Source organism: Variovorax sp. dw_954 (assembly GCF_018449755.1).
In the GTDB taxonomy this organism is placed as follows: domain Bacteria; phylum Pseudomonadota; class Gammaproteobacteria; order Burkholderiales; family Burkholderiaceae_C; genus Variovorax.
Map to the genome: position 1 here is coordinate 113,858 of NZ_JAAVVD010000013.1, position 26,007 is coordinate 139,864.

18 protein-coding genes are annotated in these 26,007 nt (G+C 57.6%); 16 read left to right on the plus strand and 2 right to left on the minus strand.

The genetic code is table 11. From position 1 onward, the window contains the following. Nucleotides 1-1,059 precede the first annotated feature (1,059 nt). Together HB681_RS20615 and HB681_RS20620 are read right to left on the minus strand one after the other, a co-directional pair. On the minus strand, nucleotides 1,060-1,746 hold the full coding sequence (locus HB681_RS20615) for a hypothetical protein (protein WP_213956733.1): 687 nt from the start codon (nucleotides 1,744-1,746) through the stop codon (nucleotides 1,060-1,062). Next, entirely contained in the window at nucleotides 1,739-2,188 is a 450-nt protein-coding gene (locus HB681_RS20620; protein WP_213956734.1) for a hypothetical protein, read from the minus strand. The genes HB681_RS20615 and HB681_RS20620 overlap by 8 nt, the downstream gene beginning before the upstream one ends. A gap of 822 nt (nucleotides 2,189-3,010) precedes the next feature. Between HB681_RS20620 and HB681_RS20625 the strand changes: the two genes are divergently transcribed. The 16 genes from HB681_RS20625 (at nucleotide 3,011) to HB681_RS20700 (ending at nucleotide 25,795) form a co-directional block, all read left to right on the plus strand. Then, on the plus strand, nucleotides 3,011-4,633 hold the full coding sequence (locus HB681_RS20625; protein WP_213956735.1) for an ATP-binding protein: 1,623 nt from the start codon (nucleotides 3,011-3,013) through the stop codon (nucleotides 4,631-4,633). 12 nt (nucleotides 4,634-4,645) lie between these two features. Beyond that, entirely contained in the window at nucleotides 4,646-5,800 is a 1,155-nt protein-coding gene (locus tag HB681_RS20630; RefSeq protein WP_218511098.1) for a DEAD/DEAH box helicase, read from the plus strand. After that, nucleotides 5,797-6,576: a hypothetical protein gene (locus HB681_RS20635; protein ID WP_213956737.1), complete on the plus strand. Its 780-nt coding sequence runs from the start codon at nucleotides 5,797-5,799 to the stop codon at nucleotides 6,574-6,576. The genes HB681_RS20630 and HB681_RS20635 overlap by 4 nt, the downstream gene beginning before the upstream one ends. Before the next feature lie 297 nt (nucleotides 6,577-6,873). Continuing rightward, nucleotides 6,874-8,286 (plus strand): sigma-54 dependent transcriptional regulator, encoded by a 1,413-nt coding sequence (locus HB681_RS20640; RefSeq protein ID WP_345944709.1) that lies wholly within the window; start codon nucleotides 6,874-6,876, stop codon nucleotides 8,284-8,286. 140 nt (nucleotides 8,287-8,426) lie between these two features. Continuing rightward, complete coding sequence (locus HB681_RS20645; RefSeq protein ID WP_256354494.1) at nucleotides 8,427-8,780, plus strand: DUF4258 domain-containing protein; 354 nt, start codon at nucleotides 8,427-8,429, stop codon at nucleotides 8,778-8,780. 18 nt (nucleotides 8,781-8,798) lie between these two features. Further along, nucleotides 8,799-9,602 carry a VWA domain-containing protein gene (locus HB681_RS20650; RefSeq protein WP_256354495.1) on the plus strand — a complete coding sequence of 268 codons (804 nt, stop codon included), beginning with the start codon at nucleotides 8,799-8,801 and terminating at the stop codon, nucleotides 9,600-9,602. Beyond that, the gene (locus tag HB681_RS20655) at nucleotides 9,602-10,324 is read left to right on the plus strand and encodes a PP2C family serine/threonine-protein phosphatase (RefSeq protein WP_213956740.1); all 723 of its coding nucleotides are present in this window, start codon (nucleotides 9,602-9,604) and stop codon (nucleotides 10,322-10,324) included. The genes HB681_RS20650 and HB681_RS20655 overlap by 1 nt, the downstream gene beginning before the upstream one ends. Further along, nucleotides 10,321-11,748 carry a serine/threonine-protein kinase gene (locus tag HB681_RS20660; RefSeq protein WP_213956741.1) on the plus strand — a complete coding sequence of 476 codons (1,428 nt, stop codon included), beginning with the start codon at nucleotides 10,321-10,323 and terminating at the stop codon, nucleotides 11,746-11,748. The genes HB681_RS20655 and HB681_RS20660 overlap by 4 nt, the downstream gene beginning before the upstream one ends. A 6-nt stretch (nucleotides 11,749-11,754) precedes the next feature. After that, nucleotides 11,755-15,072: an AAA domain-containing protein gene (locus HB681_RS20665; protein ID WP_213956742.1), complete on the plus strand. Its 3,318-nt coding sequence runs from the start codon at nucleotides 11,755-11,757 to the stop codon at nucleotides 15,070-15,072. Continuing rightward, on the plus strand, nucleotides 15,062-16,516 hold the full coding sequence (locus tag HB681_RS20670) for a hypothetical protein (RefSeq protein WP_213956743.1): 1,455 nt from the start codon (nucleotides 15,062-15,064) through the stop codon (nucleotides 16,514-16,516). Before HB681_RS20665 ends, HB681_RS20670 begins: the two co-directional genes overlap by 11 nt. Before the next feature lie 15 nt (nucleotides 16,517-16,531). After that, nucleotides 16,532-18,931: an AAA family ATPase gene (locus HB681_RS20675; RefSeq protein WP_256735023.1), complete on the plus strand. Its 2,400-nt coding sequence runs from the start codon at nucleotides 16,532-16,534 to the stop codon at nucleotides 18,929-18,931. Next, nucleotides 18,928-20,781, plus strand: a complete 1,854-nt coding sequence (locus tag HB681_RS20680) for a hypothetical protein (protein WP_213956744.1) — start codon at nucleotides 18,928-18,930, stop codon at nucleotides 20,779-20,781. The genes HB681_RS20675 and HB681_RS20680 overlap by 4 nt, the downstream gene beginning before the upstream one ends. Nucleotides 20,782-21,130: 349 nt before the next feature. Then, a complete protein-coding gene (locus HB681_RS20685; RefSeq protein ID WP_213956745.1) occupies nucleotides 21,131-23,224 on the plus strand; it encodes a DEAD/DEAH box helicase family protein in 2,094 nt (697 codons plus the stop codon). Continuing rightward, a complete protein-coding gene (locus HB681_RS20690; RefSeq protein ID WP_213956746.1) occupies nucleotides 23,221-23,424 on the plus strand; it encodes a hypothetical protein in 204 nt (67 codons plus the stop codon). The genes HB681_RS20685 and HB681_RS20690 overlap by 4 nt, the downstream gene beginning before the upstream one ends. After that, nucleotides 23,421-25,406 (plus strand): AAA family ATPase, encoded by a 1,986-nt coding sequence (locus HB681_RS20695; protein WP_213956747.1) that lies wholly within the window; start codon nucleotides 23,421-23,423, stop codon nucleotides 25,404-25,406. Before HB681_RS20690 ends, HB681_RS20695 begins: the two co-directional genes overlap by 4 nt. Beyond that, nucleotides 25,403-25,795 carry a hypothetical protein gene (locus tag HB681_RS20700; protein WP_213956748.1) on the plus strand — a complete coding sequence of 131 codons (393 nt, stop codon included), beginning with the start codon at nucleotides 25,403-25,405 and terminating at the stop codon, nucleotides 25,793-25,795. Before HB681_RS20695 ends, HB681_RS20700 begins: the two co-directional genes overlap by 4 nt. The last annotated feature ends 212 nt before the right edge of the window (nucleotides 25,796-26,007 follow it).

Here is a 26,007-nt window from a genome sequence, read left to right on the forward strand (position 1 = left end):
GCCTATGCAAGGAAAACCACAGCAATAAATTGCGTCTTTGGGTGAGAACCAGCTTCGCAGATTGCCGCCATTGGCGTGGCATCGTAGTCACCGCTCTGCAAGGAGATACGGGGTCTACTTCATTGAGGCTGCCGCAGCCCGAGAGCCCGACTCTCGCCGACAACGGCCTTGCTGATAACCGGTGTTCCTGTGCGACTACTTCACCAACCCGAACTTCCGGCATTAACTCCATCCGCTGCTAAACGCAGTGAGTCAGTACCAACAACTTCAAAATGGTTATCTACTATGGACGGCTCGCACGAAGCGCGGCAGGCGCCATGAATCGAATTGCTGTGCTTCCTGCGCCTGAACCTGCTCAAACTCACCGACATCGCCGTGCAACAAAGCCTCGGTACGGTAAGGAGCAGCATCGGCCTCGAGCCCTAGCCACCCCCCTCTTGCTGGGGACCAACTTCTCTGCCACTTGCGACGCTCGCTGCTTTGCAGCACGATTTGCAGCCAGACGAAGTCAGGCAGCTTCGTTGCGATTGTGCCAGTGACCAGTTAGATCCAAGGTTCCATCTTTCCGTTCAGCCGGTCACTCGCACGCTGCGCAGCTTGTCGTAATGAGCCAGCAGGACTGCCACCGAGGATGGCGACAGGGCCTCCTGCTCGGCTCGCCAAAGATCGAGCCATCGAGAACGGTCAGTGTGTGGCGGATAGCGACGACCTCGGTGAGTTCACCGGCCGCGCGGACAGCACCTGGCCCTGCCAATGCGGCGTGATCGATGGTGTGTTTGGTTCAAGGGAGAGCTTCCGTTCACTGGGCCAACAAGTCGCTCATGCGCCAAAGCACTTGGCGAGCGAAACGACGGCGCGAAAATTTGGCGGCATTCGTCGAGCTGAAGCCCCTTGCATGGAACAATAGAAACGCAAAGGTAAACCGCCCTTGTCATCGGTAATTGTCGTCATTTCTTGCCCGTCGAATCCCGCGACTGCCATGAGTGCTTCGTGCACTCATGATGAGCTTTGCCAACATCGCCGAGTTCATCGCTCGACCATGTAGCTAATTGATTAGCTTCATGCTCCTGACCATTTACGAAGCTCGTGTTCCAAGTTGCTCAAGAAGCGCTCTTCGTCGTTTGCGTGCGATGGGACCATCCCCAAAAAAGGATCCGGCCTGCTTGTTTTGGAAAAGTATTGCTGAAGCTTCGTGGAGGCGATGTTGGCAATAAATCCTTTGAATCTAAGCGTTCCACAATCTGCCACCAGGCCGACAAAAGTTCTACCGAGACTAACTCCCGGAGTTGCCTCGTAGAACTTGCATTCGAGTGCTACATGGAGCTTGGGCGCACTGGGGGTTCCAAAACTATTTCGCACCGCCTCCGCATGCACCTTTTCGCAGAATGACACATCCAACTCATGTAAAGCTCCGGACGTCCCTTGATACTCGACATCGACGTGGATTTCGAAGCGCTTTGAACCAAGCGAACCGTCGGCGTATACATAATTTTGCGCACGTGAAGACATGCTACCAGGAGCCCCGCGGAAAACGACCGGCGAAGGGTTGCTGCCGCTCTTAATCCCAATGAGTTCGATTTTTCCGCCGGCACGCTTTACAGCGTCGCAGCATAGTGCGAAGACGTAAGCCTCATAAGCTCGATCGCACGTATTCGAATTCAGTTGAAGAAGCTGCTTTGCTGCGCTCAAATTGAGAAGTTTTTCAATCTGAGTTTTGAGGTTCGCAAGTTCAGCCGCACTAGCCACGAAAGTTCCCCGAGGAGTTAGCTATAGCGTGCTCAATCTCCCGCATTAGTTGCTGAACTTCTTCTAGTCCAGCGGGGCGCAACTCGTCTAAGCCGGCCTCGAAGAGCGGCGCCTGCGATGGGTCGACGAACTCGGGGTCTACTCGCCATTCGATCGCTCTGCCAATCCTTGTTTCTATCGCGCTGGCAATCTCCGGAACAATGAAGATCCTCTGTTTCAATCGCTCCAGAACAATAAGGAGCAACTCTGGCTCCGTGGGCGGTCTTCGCCGGAGTGATCCAACACCACCGCTCCTCGACGACATATCGTCAGGGACAGGCTCTTCCACCCCTGCTCTTCTACTCTCCTGTATGCCCTCCAAAACGTCGCTTGCCCCTAATTCCCTAAGCCTATCCACCGTGATTCCAACCACTTCTGAGGCTTGGCCCTCGTCAAGCTGCATTTTTATCTCCTGTACGCCGGCATGTGCTTGATACGCTTATAACTCAAAAGATGAGATGGACGGTCGCTAGTGCAGCTTCCAAACCATTGCAGCGTTTAGGCGGCCGCCAGTTAGGCGGCCTTGGCCCTGGCGGCCAGCCGCTGCGGTGAAGGGGAGCGTGAACAGGCAGGAAGACTCAAGGCGCCGTGTCTTAAGGCACAGACTGAAAATGTCCTGCCGCGGCCGGAGCCGGAAATGTGCTAGCGGTTACAGGCCGACTAGGCGCAGGTCGAAGCTGGCTTCACCCGGGTGAGGGTGGACTCGGCGCTGGCCTACGCGCAGCAAGCTCGAAACGCTGGAGCAACAACTAGCGGAGCAGCGTGCTGAGACCGCACAACTGCGGGGCGCTTCGGAGGGAGGAGATCGCTTTTGCCCAACGCCCTCCGCTAGGGGAATCTCAGTTTCGGTACTTCTGCGCGCTTGATCCAGCTTCCCGATGAAAATCCAAAGGTCGCAGACAGGTCGCTATTGAACTTGGCGCAGAATGGCCAAAGCCAGTTCTCCAGGGAGGATCGGCGCACCCGCGGTTCTTGACCGCCAAGAGATTGCACTGAAACCGAGATCACCCTAAGCCCAGGCCGAGTCGTCGCTACGATAAAGCCGATCAGGCAATCGGCCAGTATGGGGCCCGCCAGCGGCGGCCGGGTAGCATAGTGCTCGGATCCCTTGGGTAGCAGTAAGCAAAACGAGGGCTGGCGCTTCGAGAAGAATGACATTGCTTCCCGGCCTGCTAAGGGTGGCCGACCACGGTCGGCAAAGTTCAACATTTTGAGGAGATAGCAAATGACTGACGTAGTGACGGCTGAAGTACCGGAGAAAGAAGTGCACGAGGCGGAACTCACAGTTGGCCCAAGGGCAATCGACGCCTACGCCCGACTTAGTTATACGATGTGGTTTGCGCTAGGTGAATTTGTCGATAACTCCACTCAATCCCGCTTGAACTACGGCAATCTAATTGACGAGGTTTTACGTGTCGAAGGCCAACCATTGACGGTGTCGATAGTGCACGACAGGCCAAACAAGACCTTGACGATATCCGATAATTCAATCGGAATGAGCAAAATGGACTTGATTGCAGCATTGCGGATCGCGCAGCCTACGCCAGACAGCAAGGGCCGTTCGAAGTACGGTATGGGGATGAAAACAGCCGCATGCTGGATCGGCGCGTACTGGGTCGTCACAACTTGTGAATTGGGGAGCGGCGAAGAGTGGACTGCGACGGTCGACGTTGATGCCATCGCCAACCGCGGAGCAAAGGTGCCCCTTACTATGCGTAACGTCAGCCGCGATGAGCATTACACAAAGATATCGATCAGCAAGCTCCGACGGGTCATCCAAACTCGGTCCGAGCAAACGATCAAGGATTACCTCGGCTCGATGTACATGTTCGACTTGCGTCCTAGCGAAAGTGGCCAAGTTGAGATGAAGTTGACTTACAACGGCGAAGAAGTGCTCCCGCCTCAGGAAAGCGACTGGGATACAGATCCAAGCGGGATTGTGATGAAGCGCGACCTTTCGACCTTCACGGTCGACGGTAAGACCATCAATGGCTGGATTGGCGTCCTTAGAAAGGGGGGGAGAAAGTATGGGGGCTTCTCTATGTTCCAGAATGGGCGCCAAATCCAAGGGTATCCGACTGCCTGGAAGCCCAGTGTGATCTTCGGGGGCGTGGACGATGAGGGGGCTAACAATCTCATTACGCAGCGCGTGACTGGCGTTCTTCTGCTTGACGGTTTCGGCGTCTCCCATACGAAGGACAAGGTACTTTTCGAGGGAGAGGAAGAGGAAGCGCTCGAAAAGTTCCTGGTTGAACAGACGAAGGACTACGTCGAGTATGCGAAGAGCCGGCGAAGTTCCGGACGCGGGGTTGCGAAGTGGTCGCGGGATCAAGTGCGCGATCTTGTGAAGGACATGCAGTCCGAGTTCACCAGCGCCGAGATGAAGGATGCATTGGCGAGCGCTACGTTGCCTCCGCCTGAAATCATCATGGCAAACAATCAGCAACAGCTTTTGAACTTGACCGCAGAAGACGAAGTGGGACGCCTCAATATTCTCCCGGAGCTTCAAGTCAACATCTCTGTGAAGGAGACAAGCCAGTATGAGCCACACGTAGTTTTTGTGCCAGGTTCGCAGGCCGGTGTGCTCCACGTCATTATTAACGGCCTGCATCCGTACTATCAAACGCTTGAAGCAAAAGACGCAATTGCCGAATGCGTCCAACAGTACATTTTCGATGCCGTGGCCGAGTTCAAGACCAGCAAGCTCATTGCTCGCGTAAATCCGGATAGCGTACGCAATCTTAAAAACGGGCTGCTGCGCGCTCGCGCCGAACAATTGGCGAACGCCGATGCCGAGGTGCGCGCTCAGGCCACAGCTGGGCTTTTCGGCGGCCAGACCGAAACCTGACGGAGAGGTCATTTGCCCAAGCTGGCGCCTCGCGGATGGCAAGTGGAAGCGCTCGCCGAATGGGAGCGCGCTGAACATCGCGGGATAGTAAGCGTCGTAACCGGCGGCGGAAAGACGGTGTTCGCGCTTTCTTGCATCGATCGAATTAAGCCTGAAGCCACGCTCATCGTTGTTCCCACGGCGGCGCTGCTTGAGCAGTGGTGGGAAGAAGCTGCGAGCTATTTTGACCTGAATCTCGACGAAATTAACATTGTCAACGGCAGTTTGCGCTTCCGCGTCGGCACGATCAATATCGCTGTGCTCAACACGGCCGCCAAGCTCGTGGGCCGGATGAAGGGCCAAAAGTGCTTCTTGGTCGTTGACGAGTGCCACAAGGCTGCCTCCGAGCACTTCCGCGCCGCGCTACAAGTGAACAGCATCGCTTCGCTCGGTCTTTCAGCAACCCCAGAGCGGCCTTATGATGAAGGATTAAAAGATGTCCTAATTCCTGCTCTTGGCCCTGTCATTTTCAGCTATGACTACGCGGCTGCGCTCCGAGACGGCGTCATAGTCCCGTTCCAGCTGCGCAATATCATTTTTGAACTTGAAGATGACCGGCAGGCTGAGTACGACAAACTGAGCAAAGCGATCGCACGATCAATTGGACATCACGGTGCTGAAGCACAGCAAACAGTTGCCCTCTACCTCAAGCGCGCCCGTGTGCTGAACCTGAGCCTCAATCGAATTCGCATAACTTTACGGCTTGTTGCAGCGAATCGTGGAAGGAAGACGTTGGTCTTCCATGAAGACATCGAAGCGTGCGACCTTATTCAAAGTGTCCTTTCGGAAAATGGCGTGCGCTGCGGCGTCTACCACTCAAAGATGAGGCTCCGAGATCGTGCGGCGATGCTAAGCCGATATCGCCGCGGGGAGATAGATCTGCTGGTTACGTGCCGTGCCCTAGATGAGGGTTTCAACGTACCCGAAACAGAGATAGGCATTATCGCGGCCAGCACAGCGACGCGGCGGCAGCGAATTCAACGCCTCGGGCGAGTCGTGCGTCCCGCGAAGGAGAAAGAGGGCGCGGTGATTTATACGTTGGTCGCCAGCGGACCGGAGATTCAGCGTCTGCAGGATGAAGAAGAGACCATGGATGGCGTAGCCGAAGTTAGCTGGAGCAAGGCGTGAAGAGACTTTTCATCGGCGAGTGTCAGGAAGACAACATTTTCGAACTTGTAGACCCGACTTCCTTCCTGGAGATCGATTTCGAGGCACAAGTTATTAAGGCGCTAACCTGTTTACTGCCTGGCTACATGTGCGGCGTCTTTGCCGGCACGTTCATCCTCGAAGGAACGCGGCGCAGCGCTGATCTGGCTCTCATTCACAAGAGCTTTTCGCACTGGTTTGTGATCGAAGTCGAATTGGCCGGCCACTCGTTTGAAGGCCATGTGCTCCCTCAGGTGCGGTGCTTTCGCTATGGCGCGCCGGAAGACAGTTGTATTACCAGCCTCATGCGCGGCTTCGAGGGTGTTGATGCTAAGCGCGCCGAAAGCATTCTTCGCCACATTCCGCGCTATGTCGCTGTGGTCGCAAATTTGCCAAATTTAGAATGGGCGAAGCTCTTGAACACTCTAGACGTGCAGCTTTTAACGGTTTCAATTTACCGCGACCATAAAGGTCGATCGGCGCACGAAGTTGAAGGCCGCCTCAATGTGCCGAAGGTCAGTCTCGGTTTTGCCCGGTTCTCGGCGATCGAAAACTGCTTGCGCATTCCCAGGAACTGTGGCTTGCCAGTAGGCAACATTCAGATAATTGACCAGTTTGACGTGGCCGGTTCGTGGACGGTACACGAAGCATCGGGCGTCCTGTGGGTGTCAAAAGATCGAGGTCCAACTCTCCTCGTTCATGAAAGCTACGTGCAGATCCTTCGCGCATCTGATGGTCGGATTTGGATAAGCCCATGAGGAATAGCCCAATAGGTGATCGATTGCCTGGCGCGCAGCGAAATCTGCTGCGAACGGGTTGTATGCCCTGTAAATGACATCCCTGCGGTCCAGCATCATTGGAAGGGATCTGCTCGCGCTACTACCTATAAGAATAGTTACGTTTCGAGTTTGATTGGTTATCATAACCAAATGACAAGGCAAAGCTGGTTGGTTTCTTGGATTGGCCGAACGGACCATGAAGCAGCGGAGAAGGGGGCGGAGACCGACCTCGGTCCCATTGCCACAGCACTCTCGAGTCCGAAACGTTACGACCGCGTGTACTTGCTGACCAACTATCCGTTCAAACGGAGTCGTGACTTTTGCGCGTGGCTGCAGGAAAAATGCGACTACCCCGACGGAAAGGTCGACCTGTATGGCATCGATCTGCGAAGCCCCATCGACTACGCCTCGATCTATGCCGAGGTTTCGAGGAATTTGAAAGAGGCTCGACTGCCCAGGGACGAAGTGGATCTCACGTTTCATCTCAGCCCTGGCACGCCAGCGATGGCGGCCATCTGGATCATCCTGGCGAAGACCCGATTTCCGGCGACCCTGATTCAAACTTCCCGCGAGAAGGGGCTCGAGCCGGTAGACTTTTTCTTCGACCTCGCAAGCGACTTCTTGCCGGAGTTCCTCAAACGCGCCGGCGACCGCATCGACAGGCTCGCGGCGGGCCCAGTCGACGTCAGTACACGCTTCGCCAAGATCCTTCATGCCAGCGAAGGCATGCGTAGCCAAGTAGCCCTAGCGCAGCGGATCGCCGTTCACGAAGTTCCCGTTCTTATCCTGGGCGAGACTGGAACGGGCAAAGAGCTATTTGCGGAAGCTATCCATGCGACGAGTGCCAGGAATGGGAAGCCCTTCTTGGCGGTCAACTGCGGGGCCATTCCCCCCGAACTGGCGAACTCGGAACTCTTTGGGCATAAGCGGGGCGCCTTCACGGGGGCCACTTCGAATCGCAAGGGCCACTTCCAGGAAGCGGACGGCGGAACGCTCTTCTTGGACGAAATAGGTGACCTTCCTCTCGAAACTCAAGTGCGACTGCTCCGCGCCTTGCAGGCGAGGGAAGTGACACCGGTGGGAGAGTCGTCGCCAGTTAAGGTGAATGCACGTGTGATTGCGGCAACTCACCGCGACTTACTCGCCGACGTAGCCAGTGGCCGGTTCCGGGAGGATCTGTTTCATCGCCTCGCAGTTGGGATCTTGCGATTGCCGCCTTTGCGCGAGCGAGGGGCAGACATCACGCTTCTGTTGGATTCTTTTCTCAGGCAAATCAATGCGGACGCGAAAGGGCGCCCTGAGGCTCAGGAAAAGTCTCTTGCCCCAGACGCGAAAGCGCTGCTGTTAGCGCACAGCTGGCCGGGAAACGTTCGAGAGCTGTATCACACGCTCCTCAGAGCGTCGATTTGGTCGCTCGGCCCGGAAATCGGAACAGCGGACGTGACTGCAGCCATCCTGCGACCTCCCCGAACAGACGCGAGCTTGTTGGATCGCCCTTTGACGCCTGGCTTCCAACTGCAAGAAGTGCTTGACGACGTGTCAAGGGCGTACCTGAGCCGCGCGCTGAAGCAAGCCGAAGGGCGCAAGTCTGCCGCGGCAAGGCTCTTGGGCTTTTCGAACTATCAGACGCTAGATAACCGGTTGGCCAAGTTGCAGATGACTGCAGGCGTCGACATTGCGAGGACGTAAGAAATGGTATTGAAAAAGTAAATATTATTACGCTCTCATGAGTCAGAGAAATCGTAACCCATTGATTTGAAAGGAAATTAGAGTGGTCCCGAGCTGGAACGATCCTCGCATACGGGATGGCACACAGATTGGAGACCATCTTGAACCACGCGAGCACGCCGACGAATCCCTCTGCAGTAGCAGTACCGCTGCCTACTTTGACCAAGCACGCAAGCACCCGCATGCAGCAACGCGGGATCGGCTTGGACGACATAGATGCTGCCCTCACTTATGGAAGGACGATCCACGCCAAAGGCGTCACGTTCTTCGTGATCGGGCGCAAGGAGGTCCAAAAGTTTTCAGCCCAGGGTATTGATCTCGCGGCAGCCGCCGGTATTCAAGTGCTGGTCTCCCATGATGGCGCCGTCGTGACCACCTATCGCAGCCACGATCTTCACGCGATCAAGTCGCCGCCCCGCGCTCAGCGCCACTGCCATTCAATTAGCCATCACTAAGCAAACAAGGAGCATGAAATGGGCTGGGCCAGCATGAACGAAGACAACGAGAGCCGATTTTTCAACGCAACCATCATCCGCAATGCGGTAGACAAGAACATGAACACACCCCAGATCGCCCCGGACAAGAAACCCGGTGTCGCAACAAAGCTCAAGGCGTTCGCCGCTCCGCAAGCGCGCCCCTTGCCCGTGATCATCCTCGCCGATGTCAGCGGCAGCATGGCGGAAAACGGAAAAATAGAGGCGCTCAACGTTGCTGTGAGGCAGATGGTGACGAGCTTTGCCAATGAGTCGCGGCTGCGTGCGGAGATTCAGGTTGGCCTCATCACCTTTGGTGGGGGGGAGGCTGAACTTCACCTCCCCCTCGTCAGCGCCCACGCGGTCAAAGAAGTTATCTCTTTCTCGGCCGCTGGTGCTACGCCAATGGGCGCGGCGTTTGAACTCGCCAAGCAACTCCTGGAAGACAAGGATCGTATTCCGTCCCGCGCATACCGGCCCGTGCTGGTTCTCGTCTCGGACGGCGCGCCCACCGACAAGTGGGAGGCGCCCTTGGCAGCACTCAAATCGAGCGAGCGCGGGCAAAAAGCGTCGCGCATCGCAATGGCGATCGGCGCTGACGCTGACAGGGATCTTCTGGCGCAGTTTGCCAACGATGCGGAAGCGCCGGTATTCGAAGCCCATGAAGCGCAGGATATCCGACGCTTCTTCCGGGCAGTCACGATGAGTGTTGTGGCGCGCTCGTCGAGCCCCACACCTGACAGACCCCTCACTTTCGACATGAGCGAAATTCCCGGCGACGACCTCGACCTGGATGCGATCTGATGCTGCGCGCAGTCGGCGCAAGTGTCACAGGGCCTGGCCATTTGGAAGTCAATGAGGGTTGCCAAGATGCCCACTTGGTCAAAGGCTGGAGGGGCGGGTGGATCGCCGCTGTGGCAGACGGATTGGGATCCCGCACTCACAGCGCCCAAGGAGCGCAAGTCGCTGTTCGGTCGGCCCAAGCAGTCGTTCGAGAGTGGGAGAGTACTTCCGCGTGGCGAACTCTGCCCGCGCGGGACGTGGCGACGGAAATCTACCGGCGGTGGTTGCAAAAGGTTCCCTGGAGCGACAAATCGGTGGCGGCAACTACCCTCCTGCTCGCTATTTGCGATGTGGACGGTTACACCCGCGTTTGGCAGATCGGGGACGGTCTGATCGCTAGTCTTGTCAACGGGCAAATCAAGATTCTCACCCCGGAGCGAGGCGGCTTTGGAAATGAAACGCGGGCCTTAGGTGTCGACACGGCTTGGTCAGCTTGGCATTCGGCCGACCTTGTTCTCGGCAACGCCGACGACACGCTCTTGCTCATGACGGACGGGATCTCTGACGACATCCCACAAGACTTGATTGAGGGCTTTGTCTGCGCCGTCCGGGGAGAGTTCAAGAAGCGGTCCCGCCGGGGCGCTCGCAAATGGCTACAGCGCGAACTCACCAACTGGGCAACGCCAGGGCACTCCGACGACAAGACGCTGGCCGCCATCTTTGTGGACAGGAGGAATTCATGACAACAACATCCGAACAGCCCAACAGCCAGCCGGTGCGAAAGCCGCGGGTCTTCGACGACAAGGGCGGCATGTACGAGTTGGGAAAGCGCATAGCAGAAGGCGGCCAAGGCATCGTGTGCCCGACACAGGACCCACGATTTTTGGTCAAGGTAAGCAGACACTCCGCGGGAGATCCCAGAACGGAAGCATGGTCGCGGCAGATTGCCGCCGTCCAGCGCATGCCGATCGACGAAAACGACTTGCCCATCGCGATGCCCGTAGCCCTAGTCACCAAGCCGCGACCGGGTTATGTGATGGAGTTGATGGATGGACTTATCCCGCTGGAGGAAATCCTCAGGCAGGCGCACGAGCACTTGCTCATCGAGGACAGCTTGGCCGGATTCCTCGCGACCGGCGGCCTCGAGCGTCGCCTGCGTCTACTGGCGCGCTTGGCGCGGATCCTTGCCCGCCTACACGGGCTAGGGATTGCACATGGCGACCTATCGCCCAAGAACGTCTTCATATCGCGCTCGGTCGAACACGATCAGGTTTGGTTGATCGACTGCGACAACCTCACTTATGCGGTCAAAACCAGCACTTTGCAGATCTACACGCCGGACTTCGGCGCCCCCGAGATATTTCGCGGCCAACTCGGCATCAGCACCTACACAGACATCTGGAGCTTCGCGATCATCGCGTTCCAGACACTTACTCTGTTGCACCCTTTTAAAAGTGGTTCCTTGGTCGATGCGGACAGCGACCTCGAGGCGGCGGCCTTCCGAGGCGAAGTCCCTTGGGTCGACCATGATTCCGACGATCGCAATCGCGCAACCGCAGGAATTCCACGAGAGTTTGTCTGCACCTCTCAATTGAGCACTTTATTCCAACGCTGCTTTCAGGACGGTCTGAGCGAACCCGAAGCTCGCCCCTCCCTGGCGGAATGGGCGGAAGTGCTGGAAGCTGCGGCTGCCCTGCAGATTCAGTGCTCGGAAGCAGGTGGGGGCTGCGGAAGCACTTTCCTGTGGTCGGACACGATGGAGTGCCCGTTCTGTGGCCAGGCAAAGCTTGGAGCGAAATCGGCAGTCCTCATGGACCACATGATCTTCGCTCACCGCTCCGTCCTCGGTGACGATGCGAAGCCGGCAGACCAGTGGACAAGAACCGGGTGCGCTCAAGTCGTGGGCGCCATGCCTGTGCCGCTGCGACAGTCGCCGCCAGGCACCGCTAGCTATCCCGACAGCAAGCAACTCGCCTCTATCTGGATCCAAGATGGTGCTCTGACTATCAAAGTCGAGAGAGGAGCCGACGTGACGCTGCAAACCTCTGGCGTCAAGCAACTCGAGACCCTGAGAGGTCGTGTTCAGCTGCCCGCTAGTGGCCTTCGTCTGGCGCTGCATCTCGGGCGGCTCGACGCCCCACATAACGTGTGGCGCCTGACGTGGTGAGCCCAAATGCAGCTACATGAGTCTCCCCTACTGCAGCCTGAGGTGCTGCTCGCTCGGCCTGCGGAAAAATCGTTTGACCCTCAGGCCTGGATCATAAACAACGAGGTTAGCCTGCGGGCTGAGCAAGACGCCATCCTCATGCGGCAAGGCGACCGCGTGGCGCGGCTCGTGACAGGGCCGCAGTCTGGGAGCATGGAGCATCAGGCTGCCAATTCTGACGTCCTCTGGCTTCTGGTTCGTGCCAAGCCGAACCAGGTCGGGCTCAAGTGCATGGTGCCAGTGAGAGCGACACCGTTGAATCGCCTGGACTTGCGCGTCGACCAACGCGTGGCCGACGACCTGCATGGGAAGGGTCGCATTGCGCTTCCAGGCATTCCTGATGCGATTGCATGGCTGAACGAGGAATTCGTGCTGGCTGATGGCCTGCGAGACTCGCGACGCGTCTTCGCCGTGATCCACTCCAGAGGCGACGACCGTAAGTTGCAACTGCACGGCCGGCGGTACCAAGCGGACCTCACGCGTTCCGCCGAAGGACCAATTGTCGTGGATCGGATAGCTGACAGACCGCGAAAGTCGCTGGCGCCCATCGCCGTGCTGGCAGGGCAGATCGGCTTCGCAGACGCGTCGAACCTAGTTTCCGGCATACCGCATCTCGACCGCACGCTGCTTGACAGCGCAGTCACCAGCTACGGCGCTTACCTGGATCTCTGGCGGCTTTATAGCGAGAAGGAGTGGCAGCGTGACGTGGCACGTGCCGCTGCCATTAGCGCTGTACGCTATGCATCCTTCCAGCCAATAAGTGAAGAGGGTGGAGGCTGGAATTTGGCGATCGAACAGAAGTCCCTCGCAGCACTCAAAGAGGCCTGGCGCGAACACTCGACAGAAGATGACCAGGTCGAAATCGACGAATCCGCGCCCGAGTGGACGTCGGATCACTACACCGACTTGAGTGCGATCGACAAGCGCAAACGCGTGCGCGCGCGGCCGCAATTCACTCCCGGTGGCCTCCTTCTCAAAACCGATGACCGGCTCACACCGCCCTCAACGGGCTTCGTCTACCTCTCGCTGACCGGCAATCGGACACAACAAGAGCGGCGGGACAATGCCCGCCGTGCGATCGAATCTGGCTTGGGCGTTCCGACTCTGAACCGTTTGCTACAGGACATGCCGTTGCCCCGGCAAAGACAGTCGATGCTCGTAGGGCTCTCTTCCTATGCGAAGCAGAGCTTCAAAGCGGGAAAGGCCACGGTCAAGCAGGAACTTGCGATCAAGGTTGCCTTGAATACTCCGGACGTGGCGCTGATCATCGGGCCGCCAGGCACAGGTAAAACGCAGGTCATAGCCGCCCTCGAGAGACGGCTCGCCGAACTCAACGAAGGCCATGCGATTGCGCAGCAGGTGCTGATCTCGAGCTTCCAGCACGATGCAGTCGAAAACGCCTTGGGACGAACGGACGTGTATGGACTGCCTGCGGTGAAAATTGGTGCCCGACGGCAAGAGGCAGCTGACCCGGTGGACACATGGCGCCACAGGCAGCACGCGAAAGTGGCGGCGGAGATCGCTCGCCTGGAAGCAGAGGAACCCAGTGCAACGCTGCTAGAGGAACTCACTCGCTTGCTCAACGAACTACTCATTGCCGGGGCCTCCGCAGATAGCCGCACACAGAAGTTCGACCTGCTGCAGGAGTTGCTAAATCAACTCGCAAGTGTGGCCCGTATCCGGCCCTCACTCGACTGGCAGAGCCAGTGGGATGCCTATCGTGAAAGCATGGTATCCCTTGCTCGCACTTCTGGATCCTTGTCGAGTGTCCGGCGACAACAATTGACGCGTGCGGTCCGCTCCTTGCGCGTGTTGCCCGAGTCTTTCGACGACGATGGAACGCAGCGCGCACTTCTAGTCTTGCGCATGGCGCAGGGCTCGGAGTGGTGCACGGAGCCGCACGTCGACGTCCTCAACAGAATGTCAGACGAATCGGCGCCATCGTTGGCGCAGTTGGAAGAACTGAAAGAAGTGCGGGACGCACTTCTTGACCTTCTTCGCGCTGATCGCCGCCCAGCCAAGGTTCGAAAGACGTTGGACGAAAACGCCAGGAGGTTGCTCGGAGCGCTTCAAGGCGAACTCGCGGCCAAAGTGGCGAAATCGCGCACCGGTGCGTTTGGAGTGGTGCGGCAGTTCGCCGATGCGCTCGTCTCGCAGCCAGCGTGGGTGCGACGCGCTGTGGAGAACTACAGCAGCATTGTAGGAGCCACCTGCCAGCAGTCGGCGAGCCGCATGATGACGCAACTCAAGAACGTCTCCTCCGATGCAGTGCAACAGATCCAGTTTCAGAGCGTGATCGTTGACGAGGCCGCTCGCGCGAATCCCCTGGACTTGTTTATCCCCATGGCCATGGCTCGACGGCGGATCGTTCTCGTCGGCGACCATCGGCAGTTGCCGCACATCCTGGACCCAGTCATCGAGGAAGAGATCCGCGGCGAGCGCGGCGAGCAGATTCAAGCCGACACTTACCAGCACAGCTTGTTCGAACGACTGTGGCGGCAGTTCAAAGTGCGTGAAGCCCTCGATGGGATCCCCCGGGTCGTGATGCTGGACATGCAGTTCCGGATGCACCCGACGCTGGGCGATTTCATCAGCAAGCATTTCTACGAGGCTGCTGGTCTTGACAAGGTGTACTCAGGTAAGTTGGAGGCCGACTTTCCTGAAACAGTGCCTCTTTACGGTCGCGTCGTGTGCCAATGGGTAGACATTCCTACCAAAGCCGGAGGCGACGAAAGACTTGCGAGCGGCAGTCGCGTCCGACCCGCCGAGGCGATACGCGTCGCGCACGAGGTCCAGCGCCTGTTGGAGCAGCTTTCGCCTAGCCAGAGCATCGGTGTGATCACGTTCTACGCGGCACAGAGAGACCAAATCTTTCAAGAACTTGCCAAACTCGGGCTCGCTGAGCGAGGTCAAGCGGGATGGCATATCAAGGAAGAAATTGCGTCGAACTCGGAATGCCCTGAGCGCCTTCGCGTCGGCACAGTTGACGCTTTTCAGGGCAAGGAATTCGACGTTGTGTTCTTGTCTGTCGTCAGAAGCAGCGGCCAGAAGCTCGAAGTCCGCTCCGACTACGACATCCCGGATGCGTTCGAACGCCTTGCCAGCCGCAAGTACGGCCATCTGCGCAGCGCGAACCGATTAAACGTAGCAATGAGCCGTCAACGGCGCTTGCTCATCGCTGTTGGTGATAGAAGCATGTTCACAGGACCTTCGGCGAGAGAGGCTGTACCGGAGATGTGCGCTTTCCTTGATCTATGCGAGAAGGAGGCCGCCCGTGTCCAGTGAGCGATACCTGCGTTGGGAGCACAAACTGCCAAAGGCCAAGCAGGCGTCGCTGCTATGGCCCGTGGAGGTGTGGACCATTCTCGCCCCTGACGCAAACCGTAGCCTCAATGTCTTCCAGGAGGGCATTCTCGGCCTGCTGAGGGCAGGAATCCGAGATCGTCAACAGATGGCGAAACTACTGTGCTTGGACGAGAACCTGATCGCCTTCATCATTGCGCAGGAAATCATGCCGAACGGGTGGGTCGACGCGCAATTCAAGATTACGCCGGCGGGCGAGGATCTCCTTTCCAGTGGCATTGACGGCCAAGGCGCGCTGACGCTGCAGTACGCCTATAGAGATGGCGTCTTTGGGCACTGGCTCCCGCGCGTCAGCCGTGACCTACCAGACATTAATCCCCTCGAAATGGGCGCGAAAAAGTTCCCAGCGTTCCGCAATAGCCGCGAAGGAGGCGGAGAAATTCGGCCCTTCCTGCTGCCGCGAAGGCATAAGGTGAGCCTGCCTCACAAAGCCGACGTCCTGAAGGCGTGGCGCAAGGGTCTTCGCGACGTGATCCACGCAGATGGTGACGATGAAGGCGTGCCCGAAATTCTGAGCGACGACATCGAAATTGTCGGAGGCGAGCCCGCGTTGGCGTACGTGTGGTGCGAGATCATCCACAAACCGGGCGACCTGCAACCTTGGCTAGTGACGGATCCTTGGCGGATAACTTCGGTGGCGAGATGGCTGCGCGAGCCGTTGCAAGCGGGTCTGGCCTCCATTCCGGGGCTGGCTGGGCGCATCGAAAGTGTGTTGCCGGACAAAGGTTCTGCCGTGTTGACCGCGGAAGACCTCAGAGGACTGATCGAGCGAAAGGTGGAATTTCATCTCACGCAATGGCCTGCGCTAAACATGCCCCACCTGTCACTGTTAAGGGAGCACCTGGCGAGGGTGCTGCGACAAAAGGAGAGGACAGAAGCGACGGGTGCTTCCTCCCAGGAAGAGTTGGGAAGTTTGATACAGGAATGCGGGTCTTTGCTTGAAGCAGTAGCGCAGTGGATGCTGGAGCGCTGGCCAGTGGGAAATATTGTCTGGCCGCGCGACGGCTTGAACCGGAAGGCCGCAGAAGACATGCTAAGCATGGTGCCCATCCGCGCGACGTTGCCGAGTGAGTGCAGAAGGTTGTTGGCTGGGCAGAATTTTCGCGACGTTCGTCTCGCAGCGCAGCATCGCGATCGGGCATTCAAGGCCCTCCTGTTCGCGTCTTTGTTGGCAACGCATAACCACGACGACCATCCACTTCGTGAACTCGACGAGACCCAATTGGAGTGGGTTCGTTTGTTCACGTTGATCGACATGCGAAACAAGGGGAGCCACGCGAGCGGGAGGCGTTTGCAGCGAGGGCACGTCCTTTCAGAGGCGGACTTCGCGATCGCGTGGTTCATGAATTTCTCGAATTACTTTTGAAGAGGTCCAAGAAAGATGGGCAAAAGCAAGGCCAAGAACTATCAACAGGGACGACCATCAATCCCTCAACCGGCAGCAACTGCGCCTGCATCATCTGCGCTTGTTATGAAGCTCCTTGCGTCAGGGTCGCAAATTGCACCACTTATCGCAGAGCCCGCACCGGAGTGGTCCGAAGACACCATGACGGAGTTTCTTGACAAACTGCCGGACGGCGATCGAAGCCGGTTCCAGTCTTTCATAGATGTCTTCGATTCCCTTGGTACGAGAGCCAAAGAGGCCCATGATGAATTCAAGAGTAAGGAGGCCTCCCTTGCGGGCGAGCGCGCATCGCTCGTGGCGGACCGTGAGATGCTAAGGCTTGAAAAAGCCTCGTTTGAGGAGGCGCAATCCCGATTCGAAACGGAATCTCTGAGCTTGGGGAGAGATCGCGAGGAGTTGTTGAAGCTGCGGCTCGACCTTGTCTCGGCGAAACAAGAACTTGCGGTGCGGGAGGCCGAGATCCGAGGCGGTCTGGTGCTGGAACGGGAGGGGTCGCTCGCGATCCTTCAAGAGCAAATCGCCGTTTTCGAAAGGCAGCGCGACCGACTTCCGGGGGAGCTTGCGGCGCGGCGGCAGGAACTCATGGATGAGGCTCGCAAGGAGTCTGCGCGCTTGGTCGCGCTCGCACAGCAGCATAGCGCGTCACTTCAGCAGAGGGAAACAGAACTTGCGCTGCAGGAAGTCGCCATCCAACGCCGGCAGGAAAAAGTTCGTGTTGAGGAGGATGTTGTCAAAACACGGCAAAGAAACGTTCAGGAAGATGCACGACTGCAAGCTCAGGCCCTCTTGGACGAGAAAAGCGCGATCCTCGCCAAACATTTGCGGGAGATTGAGAGGCTGCGCAAGGTGGTAGATGAGCAGCAAGTCGAACTTGATGGCGTGGACGCAATTCGACAAGTCTTTGGCGATGACCCCCAGCGCCTGCTCGACGAGAGTGAATCGCTGCGCGCGCAGAACAAACAACTTGATCGCAAGGTACAGGAACTGCTATCGAATCAGTCTCAAGACGACGCGAAGGAACTCAGAACGCAACGCGACGCATTGCAACAGAGCCTGGATGCAGCGCGGGGTGAAGTCTTCGGCCTTCGTCAGCAAGAGCACCAGTGGCAGCGCAGTGTTACCGAACGAGAAAACGCCGAAACAATGCGCGTCGTCCTCGAAAAGCACAAGGCGCTGCTGGGCAGCGCGGTACAGGAACTCCGGACGCAGGTGGATGAACTTATCGACCAAGGTAAAGAGGGTACCGTCTTCCCCGAGCTAACGCGAATGGACAAGGATCTCACGCTCCGCGTTCCCACTGAGGCGGCGCCGATACTTTCCGCGTTGGTTGGCGATTTGCAGGCCCGCATCGCCTACGCGGAGCGCGGCAAGCAACTCCACTTCTCAAGGGAAGTACTGCAGCTCTTTATGGGTGGCTTGGCGATGAGCCGCTTGCACGTTTTTCAGGGCATCAGCGGGACCGGAAAGACAAGCTTGGCAACGGCTTTTTGCGCCGCCATTGGAGCTACCTGCAAGGTGGTTCCGGTGCAAGCCGGATGGCGGGATCGCGCCGACTTGATCGGCCACTACAACGCATTCGAGAAGCGCTACTACGAGAAGGACACGCTGCAGGCCCTGTATCGCGCTCAGACCGAGGCGGAACGAGACAAGCTGCATGTTGTTCTGCTGGACGAGATGAACCTCTCCCGTCCTGAGCAGTATTTCGCAGAATTCCTGTCCGCAATGGAGGTCTCCGAAGACAAACGGTTCATCACCCTCATGGAGTCTCGGCCCGCCAGTGGTGCGCCTGTGCTGTTGAAAGATGGGCGCCTGATCCGCCTACCGTCGAATGTCTGGTTCATCGGAACGGCCAATCACGACGAAACCACGAACGCCTTCGCAGACAAGACCCATGACCGCGCATTCGTCCTAGATCTCCCGAAGCACGGTCCCGTTACCCAGAAGATCGACCGGCCAACAAATGGTGTGACGTGGTCATTCGAGAACCTCATGGATCAATTCGACCAGGCACGCAAGATGCACGAAGCTCACGTGAAGAAGCTGCTTGGGTTCATCGACGCCAGCCGCCTGACAAGGGTCCTGAATGACGACTTCGGCCTGGGTTGGGGCAATCGTCTGGAGCAGCAGATGATCCGCTTCATGCCAGTAGTGCTCGAATGCGGTGGAACCGAGGCGCTGGCGCTCGACCACATGCTCGCCTCACGGATGTTCCGAGAAGGCAAGGTCACAGGACGGCACGACAAGCGCGCGGACGATCTCCTTCGGGTTCACGATGCACTGGAGGTCCTGTGGAAGGAGGGCAAGCTCGGAGGCATCCCTAGTTCATGCTTCGAAGCGATTGAAAGGGACATCCAGAGGTTGGAGCGCGGTGGATGAAGGTGTGGGATCGTTATTCCGGAGCAGAGGCAGACCTCCCCGACATTGTGGTGCCTGGCCGGTTCCAGGTTCTGGCGCCGTGCACTCTGAACGGCCACGCCTTGATGAACAAGGGCGACATCCTCTGGGGCGACGGTAACGTCAAGTGCGCGTTGACTGGAGACAGGGCAGACAGAACCTTTGCGCCGGCGGCGAACTGGCCCGCTGGCGTCTCCCCGAACGCGCTGGTCGACGAAGCCGTGGGTGCCGTGACGGACCAGCTCGAGACCGGCGAACTGCCCTCTCCCATCATGCCGTCACAGCTCGAAAAGCATTTTGATCTGCTCGACTTCGAACGGCTGTTGGCGGATCTCCTGGACGCGGGCCACCTCCAATCCATTTCACAACGGCCAAGGCTGGACATGCGCTACGACGTCGAGGTGCTGCCAGTCTCCCGGGCAAGGCGGCCAGCGCCCGACGCGCTGACGGCGCTCGCTTCCAACTCGCAGGATTGGAGTCGCAGGCGGATCACGGGGATTGTTCCCGCGCGGCTCAAAGCTCTTGTGAGCGAGGACGAGCATGCCATCTATGAGAACGTCGTCTTTGCGCGACTGGTCGATCGTGTCCTGACTCTGCTTCGGGCGCGGATCCATGACGCATTGCAACTATTGGAGAAGCACCAGGAAGCGAAGCTGCTTTCGGACGCGCAGCAACTCGATCGCAGGCTGCGACAGGACCTCTGCACTCTCTGGGGCCAGTCCTTTGTCGACAACCCTGAGGCCGGCACAAGGGCTCACGAAACCTATGAAGCTTTGATAAAGCTGCATCGGAAGGTCAAGCAGCTGCAGCATAAGGGGCTTTACACGCAGATACCCCGAAAGTCGAACCTCCCCATTGCGCTCAGAAACACGAACATACTGCAGCACGACCCGCACTATCGGCACCTTCGGCCGATCTGGCTACTTGCTCACGCCGGAGCGGACCGGGAGGTCAAGACGCCCCACCAGAAGTTCGAAGCGGCGAAGGCAGTCGGCGAACGATACGTCACCTACGTCGAGTTACTCGTTCGAAGGGCTCTGTTCGCCAGCGAATTGGTCAAATGGGACGATGTGGGCCGGAAGGCAACTTTTGGCCCTTGGGAACTGCGGCTTGCGGGCCAGATGGGTGGCTGCCACTTGGAACTGTTCGACGGAGAAACTTCAGTCGATCAATTGACGATTGTTGCAGGCTGGCAGGGCCGCTTAAACTGGGCAGACCAGCGCGACAACTACTACGTCTTCTTCTGCCATGACTCGGAAGCGACCGCCGACGGCTCCGGAGACGCCAGCGTTCTCCATCCGCTACAGTTTTACTCCGTGGAGAGGGTCCGACTGGCTATCGAAAAGTGGCTGCTCAAGCAGGTCTTGAGCAGATATCCGTTCCGTGTCACGCCACTCCCGGCCGATCTCCAGACAGCGATCTTTGCCGCAGCGGGCGACAGGGCGCAGAAGGCCGGCCACGGTATTCGATTCTGCGAACTTCTGAAGCCTGACGTTCAATTCGAGGTCGAAGCGGCCGTAAGAGGGAGTACTGCCAACGAACTCACAAAAAAGAAACTGCTCGAGTCGCTGAAGTTGGCGCATGTGCTCGGGACATGCCGTGCTTGTGGACATAGCATCAGCCCTTCGGCCTTTCACGGATCAGATCATGGATTTTGGGCGAACTGCGGTGAATGCGGCGCGCACTGGACCCTGAGAATTCCGCATGGTACCGGCGCGAAGGCCGAGTATCTAACGGGGAAGGTCTCGCGGCCTTTTGCAGAGGTCGGTTGCCGGGAGCTAACCGTCAGTTGGTCGACGCCCCTCGCGTCGAGCAACCATGGGAAAAAGTAAAGGGGACAAGTCCATGGGTAACCCATACGTCAGTTGCCTGGCACGATCAGGCCTGGAACGAGGCCTCTGCACTGCGCCACCCTTTCCACCGAGCGCCCTACTCATGCGAACGGTCCTTGTGGTCTATCGACACAGGTTGTGCCTCGATACAATCTAACACTCAGTTACATACCGAAGAGAAGGCTCTCCAACGCTTACGAGGACTAGGACGCGGTCGACCAACCTAAGCTAGACAGCGCAAGAAAATCCGCCAGCTGTCGCTATCATGGCCGAGGCCGAAAAAGAGGGTTTAAAGGGTGAGCCGTCCCAGAAGCTGCTATCGCTCCGAATCTGAAGCACTCCCAGACTTATGCTGAGCAGTTCTGTTGGCCGCGGGGCCCACTCCGACTTCCCGGATCTAGCGCTTGACGGCCACTATCGAACTGGCGAGCGAGATCCTGTAACTGGCTTCTACAAGCCTTGCCTCGACGTCGCTGTGACGTACGACCGGGCTGTGGGATATTTCCGCTCCAGCATCTTCGCCATCATCGGCCAGCCCTTCTTGGATTTCGCTCGCCGAGGCGGCAAGGCCCGGTTCATTTGTTCTCCCTCCATCACTGACGAGGATGCCGAAGCGATCGCGTCGGGCTACATTCAGCGCGACAAGATGGTGGAGCGAGCGGTCTCGCGGGACATAGATACTCTGCTTTCGGATCCTGCTGCGGCACATCGTGCAAGGCTCTTAGCCACCTTCATCAAGTTTGGGGCCCTCGACATAAGAATTGCCATTCGCAGCGGAGGAAATGGCATTTATCACGAGAAGATTGGCGTCTTCAAGGACGACTTCGGACACCAGGTCAGCTTCTTAGGGTCGGCAAACGAGACATGGAGCGCTTGGCACGCCGCGGGCAACCACGAGTCCATCGAAGTTTTTAGGAGTTGGCTGCCTGCAGATGAAGTCCGAGTCCAATCGCACCAGAAGATTTTTGACCTATTGTGGAAGGGCGAAACGCCGGGTGTGGACACGATTGAATTTCCCGAGGCCCAACGGCGAAAGCTTTTGACTGTTGCCGCTCCCGGACTGGACGACCCGGAAATCGCCTCGCACGATGCGACCGGCTCAAGGCGCCGTAGGCTCCTGCCACATCAAGCCACCGCAATATGCGCGTGGGAGAAGGCGGGCCGGCGCGGAGTCTTCGAGCACGCCACCGGCAGCGGGAAGACTTTCACCGCCATCGAGGCGATGAAGAAGCATTTGGGCACAGGAGAGCCGGTGATCGTATTGGTGCCGAGCCAATTGCTGCACGAGCAATGGAAAAAGGAAATCCTAGAGGAAATACCGGACGTTTCCGTGCTGATGGTAGGCGGCGGGCACGTCAAGTGGAAGGAGCGCGGCCGCCTGCGGTCGCACACAAGTCACGGGCTTGGCATGAACCGAGTGGTTATCGCCACCATGCAGTCGGCGTCGACCGACGCGTTCATCAACGGCCTTGCCCAAGGAGCTCATCTCCTGATCGTAGCCGACGAGATTCACCAGATCGGCAGCCCCAAGAACTCACTCGCACTTGCAATTCAATCTGGCGCGAGCTTGGGCCTCTCGGCGACGCCCATTCGCTACGGCGACCCCGAGGGCACCCAGAGAATCCTCGACCGCTTCGGACCGGTCATTCCTCCGCCGATTACTCTGCAGGATGCGATCGCGGCAGGGCGCTTGGTCAATTACGAGTATTTTCCCCATGCGGTCCACCTGAACGAAGACGAGTCCGAGCTTTGGAAAAAACTCACGAAGCAGATCAGTTTTGAACTGAGCAAAGCCAAAAAGGCGAATGGTAGCGGGGGGCTGACGGACAAGGCCAAGATGTTGTTGATACAGCGATCGCGGATCGCAAAAAAGGCCAGAGTGAAGACCGGTTTGGCCGCAGGAGTGATCAAGAAGGAATTCCAGGAAGGACAGAGTTGGCTGGTGTATTGCGAGGACTCGGGGCAGCTCGATGAAATGCTCTCCAAGCTTCGGGACGAAGGTCTCCGACCGCTCGAATACCACTCGAACATGTCTGGAGAAAAAGCGGAATCCCTCGCTTGGTTCAAGAAGTTCGGTGGCGTGCTGGTTTCGATAAAGTGCTTGGATGAAGGGGTGGACATCCCGGCAGTGAGCCACGCGTTCATCTTGGCATCGAGCCAAAACCCCAGGCAGTTCATCCAGCGCCGTGGGCGAGTGCTGCGTAAATCAGTCGGCAAGGATTTGGCGGTTATCCACGACGCGATCGTGGTGCCTGTGGACCCTCAAAGTGAGAGCGAACAGATCTCGCTCCTGAAGGCGGAAATGGTACGCGCGCTGGAGTTTGCTGACTCGGCGCTGAACAAAGGGGCCGGCGCCGAACTGCGCCGTATTGCCCTCGATATGGGGATCGACCCCTCACCCGAAGGCCAAGCTGCCATTGAAGAGGATCAGGACGAAGAATGACAGACGACAACGATATGGCTCTTGCGGCCTTGCTCAAAGCGGCGGCGGAGGTTGATCCATCGCTCTCCACAGAGTTGCTTCACAAATCCATGGCGATCCAACGCAGGCACCAGTTCGACCGCGATGACATCCGCGAGCTTTCTATGCAGGAGCTGAAATCCCTATTGGATGTCATGGTCGACAAGGACGACGCGAAATGATCCTGCAAACACTTTCGACCACGAACTTCATGCCCTACCGAGGGAAGATGTCCCTCTCTTTCCCAACCGATAAGGACCGCAATGTGATGCTGGTCTTTGGCGACAATATGCGCGGCAAGACGAGCCTGCTCAACGCGCTACGCTGGGTTTTCTATGGCAAGGCCGTGGGGCGACACTCCCGCGAAATTGGCCTCTTCGACTTGATAAATTCTGAAGCGACCATGGAGGGCGACTGGTCGATGGAAGTGGTAGTCACGTTTGAAGATGACGGGCATCGCTACGAGATGAGGCGCACGGCGACGAAGCGTGCCTTAGTGTCGAAGCCAGCACGCTCCGAGGATTTGCTCATGGAGCGTGCGATGCGGAAGGACGACATTCCGCTTGGGGACCACCTGATTGACGCCGAGATTAATCGATTCGCGCCAGAGCAAACCTCGCGCTTCTTCCTCTTCGATGGCGAGTTGCTGGACGAGTACGAGCAACTGTTGATCGACGGCAGCGAGCAAAGCAAGTTGATCAAAGAGGCAATCGAACAGGTCTTGGGTGTCCCCACTTTGATACGTGGGCGCGACGATGCCCAAACTATCTTGAAGGCAGCTCAAAAGCAGCAGACCGCGGATCTTCAAAAGATGGGTGGATTCGAATCTCAAGCCGAGAAGCAGCGGCACTACCAAACGCAGATTGAGTCAATCGAAAAGGACATCAAGAGCCAGCAGGATCGCTTAAAGAAGGTCAATGCAGATAGAGAAGAACTTGACGACGATCTGGCAAAAGTTGAGGCCTTTTATCAAGCAAAGCAAAAGCTCGACGACGTCATTGCGACCCGCGACAAAGCCACGACACGTCAAGACGAGTTGCAGCAGCAAAGGCTTGGGCTTGTGAGGGACGCATGGAAAGAAGTGCTTCGACCACTTCTAACGCTTAAGCGGGAGCACATACAGGACGCGCTTTCAGCGGTCACCTCCCAAATGTTTGCCCGCGCCAAGGTGGAGACCAGGATTGCCCAGATGCAAGGCGCGGTCAAATCTGCGACTTGTCACGCTTGCGGGCAGGCCCTGCATGAGAAAGAGCGCGTCGCGGCAGGCGAAGAGCTGGGTCAGCTTCAGGCCGATCTGCTGGGATTCAACGTGGACACAGATCTCATTTCTAAGCTCTCAAGCGACATGCAGTCCTTAGACAAGCTATTGAACCCCACTGAGGCGAGACAAATTGCGTTCATCGATCGCGAGGTCAACCGTTTGAGTGTTGAGTTGACAAGGTTGGACAACGAGGTTGAACAACTCAATGAGGTGATCAAGGATCAAGATACAGCCGAGATCGCCCGAAAGCGATTCCTTCGCGATGGCCTTATCAAGGAATCCTCCCGTATCACCGGAGAGATCAATGCTAGTCAAGAAAAGCTCACTGCATTCCAGCGCGAGTTGGCAATGATCTCCAAAATCTTGGAAAGCCTGCCTAAGGCCCGTGCTGCCAAAAGCTCTCGCTTGGTCAAGCTTGCTTCGGCGTTGGAGAAGGTTTATTCGCGAAGCATTGACCAACTGCGCGACGACCTCAAGGCATCGGTGGAGATGCTGGCCAGCCGAGCGTTCCGCAAACTGACCACCCAAAGCCAATATTCAGGCCTGCGCATCAACGGCAACTACGGCCTGACAATCTTGGACGAGCGTGCTCAGGAGGTGCCAATCCGAAGCGCGGGCGCAGAACAGATCGTTGCGCTTTCGCTTATCGATGGGTTGGCGCACGCTGGGCGCGCTGCAGGCCCTGTTGTCATGGATACGCCGTTTGGGCGATTGGACAAGAAGCATCGCGCGAACATCTTGGCCTACTTGCCCACCACAACCGCCCAACTGGTTTTGTTTGTGCATGAGGGCGAAGTTGACAAGGCTACCGACCTGGCCCAGCTGAAATCAAAAGTCGGCTGCGTATATGAAATCAAAGAAGTCAGCCTGAGGCACTCGCGCATCGAAAGGATCAATCAATGATCGACGTAATTGCTGCAACTGCATCAGAGCGTACGCAAGTGCGCCTGAGCAACAAGGGACACACGATTCTCACCCAATTAAAAGAGGACGGGTACTTAGCAGAGATGACCGACGGGTACCGACTCGGCATTGCCTTGGCTCTTTCGATGGGTGCCACGCCGGGAGAACTTTCAACGGAAAACCGGAATTTCATTGCCGTCTCTACGCTGGATCCGACCGGCGAGATCGCTGCAGCCATCCGCATGCTGGTGAATCTCGAAGGACAAGGTGTGTATGCCTACTCCGAACGCCTAGCCGATTGGGGGATCAAGGAGCTGCAGGAGCGCTTCAAGGGGGGCTTCCTCGATGTCGCGTCCCTCATGAGCGTTGCCGCGGAGAAATCTTCTTAGACCGATGAGACCGATTCGCGCGTTTTTGTTTGCCCAAGGCGAGAGCGGCCTGTGGAGCTGCCAAGTCTTCCGAGAGTTCGAGCCGCTCTTCGATGCCATAATTGCCGCAAATAGGGGAAGTCAGTACCCCGTCGGAGTACACGTAGGATTCGAGCGGCCCGACACAGAAGCCGTCGCGGAATTACTCTCCAGTCAAGCGGGGCTCGTATACC

Coding starts and splice junctions, on each gene's coding strand:
- HB681_RS20620 (WP_213956734.1), bottom strand. CDS start 2,188: ATGCAGCTTGACGAGGGCCAAGCCTCAGAAGTGGTTGGAATCACGGTG.
- HB681_RS20625 (WP_213956735.1), top strand. CDS start 3,011: ATGACTGACGTAGTGACGGCTGAAGTACCGGAGAAAGAAGTGCACGAG.
- HB681_RS20650 (WP_256354495.1), top strand. CDS start 8,799: ATGGGCTGGGCCAGCATGAACGAAGACAACGAGAGCCGATTTTTCAAC.
- HB681_RS20655 (WP_213956740.1), top strand. CDS start 9,602: ATGCTGCGCGCAGTCGGCGCAAGTGTCACAGGGCCTGGCCATTTGGAA.
- HB681_RS20660 (WP_213956741.1), top strand. CDS start 10,321: ATGACAACAACATCCGAACAGCCCAACAGCCAGCCGGTGCGAAAGCCG.
- HB681_RS20665 (WP_213956742.1), top strand. CDS start 11,755: ATGCAGCTACATGAGTCTCCCCTACTGCAGCCTGAGGTGCTGCTCGCT.
- HB681_RS20675 (WP_256735023.1), top strand. CDS start 16,532: ATGGGCAAAAGCAAGGCCAAGAACTATCAACAGGGACGACCATCAATC.
- HB681_RS20680 (WP_213956744.1), top strand. CDS start 18,928: ATGAAGGTGTGGGATCGTTATTCCGGAGCAGAGGCAGACCTCCCCGAC.
- HB681_RS20685 (WP_213956745.1), top strand. CDS start 21,131: ATGCTGAGCAGTTCTGTTGGCCGCGGGGCCCACTCCGACTTCCCGGAT.
- HB681_RS20690 (WP_213956746.1), top strand. CDS start 23,221: ATGACAGACGACAACGATATGGCTCTTGCGGCCTTGCTCAAAGCGGCG.
- HB681_RS20695 (WP_213956747.1), top strand. CDS start 23,421: ATGATCCTGCAAACACTTTCGACCACGAACTTCATGCCCTACCGAGGG.
- HB681_RS20700 (WP_213956748.1), top strand. CDS start 25,403: ATGATCGACGTAATTGCTGCAACTGCATCAGAGCGTACGCAAGTGCGC.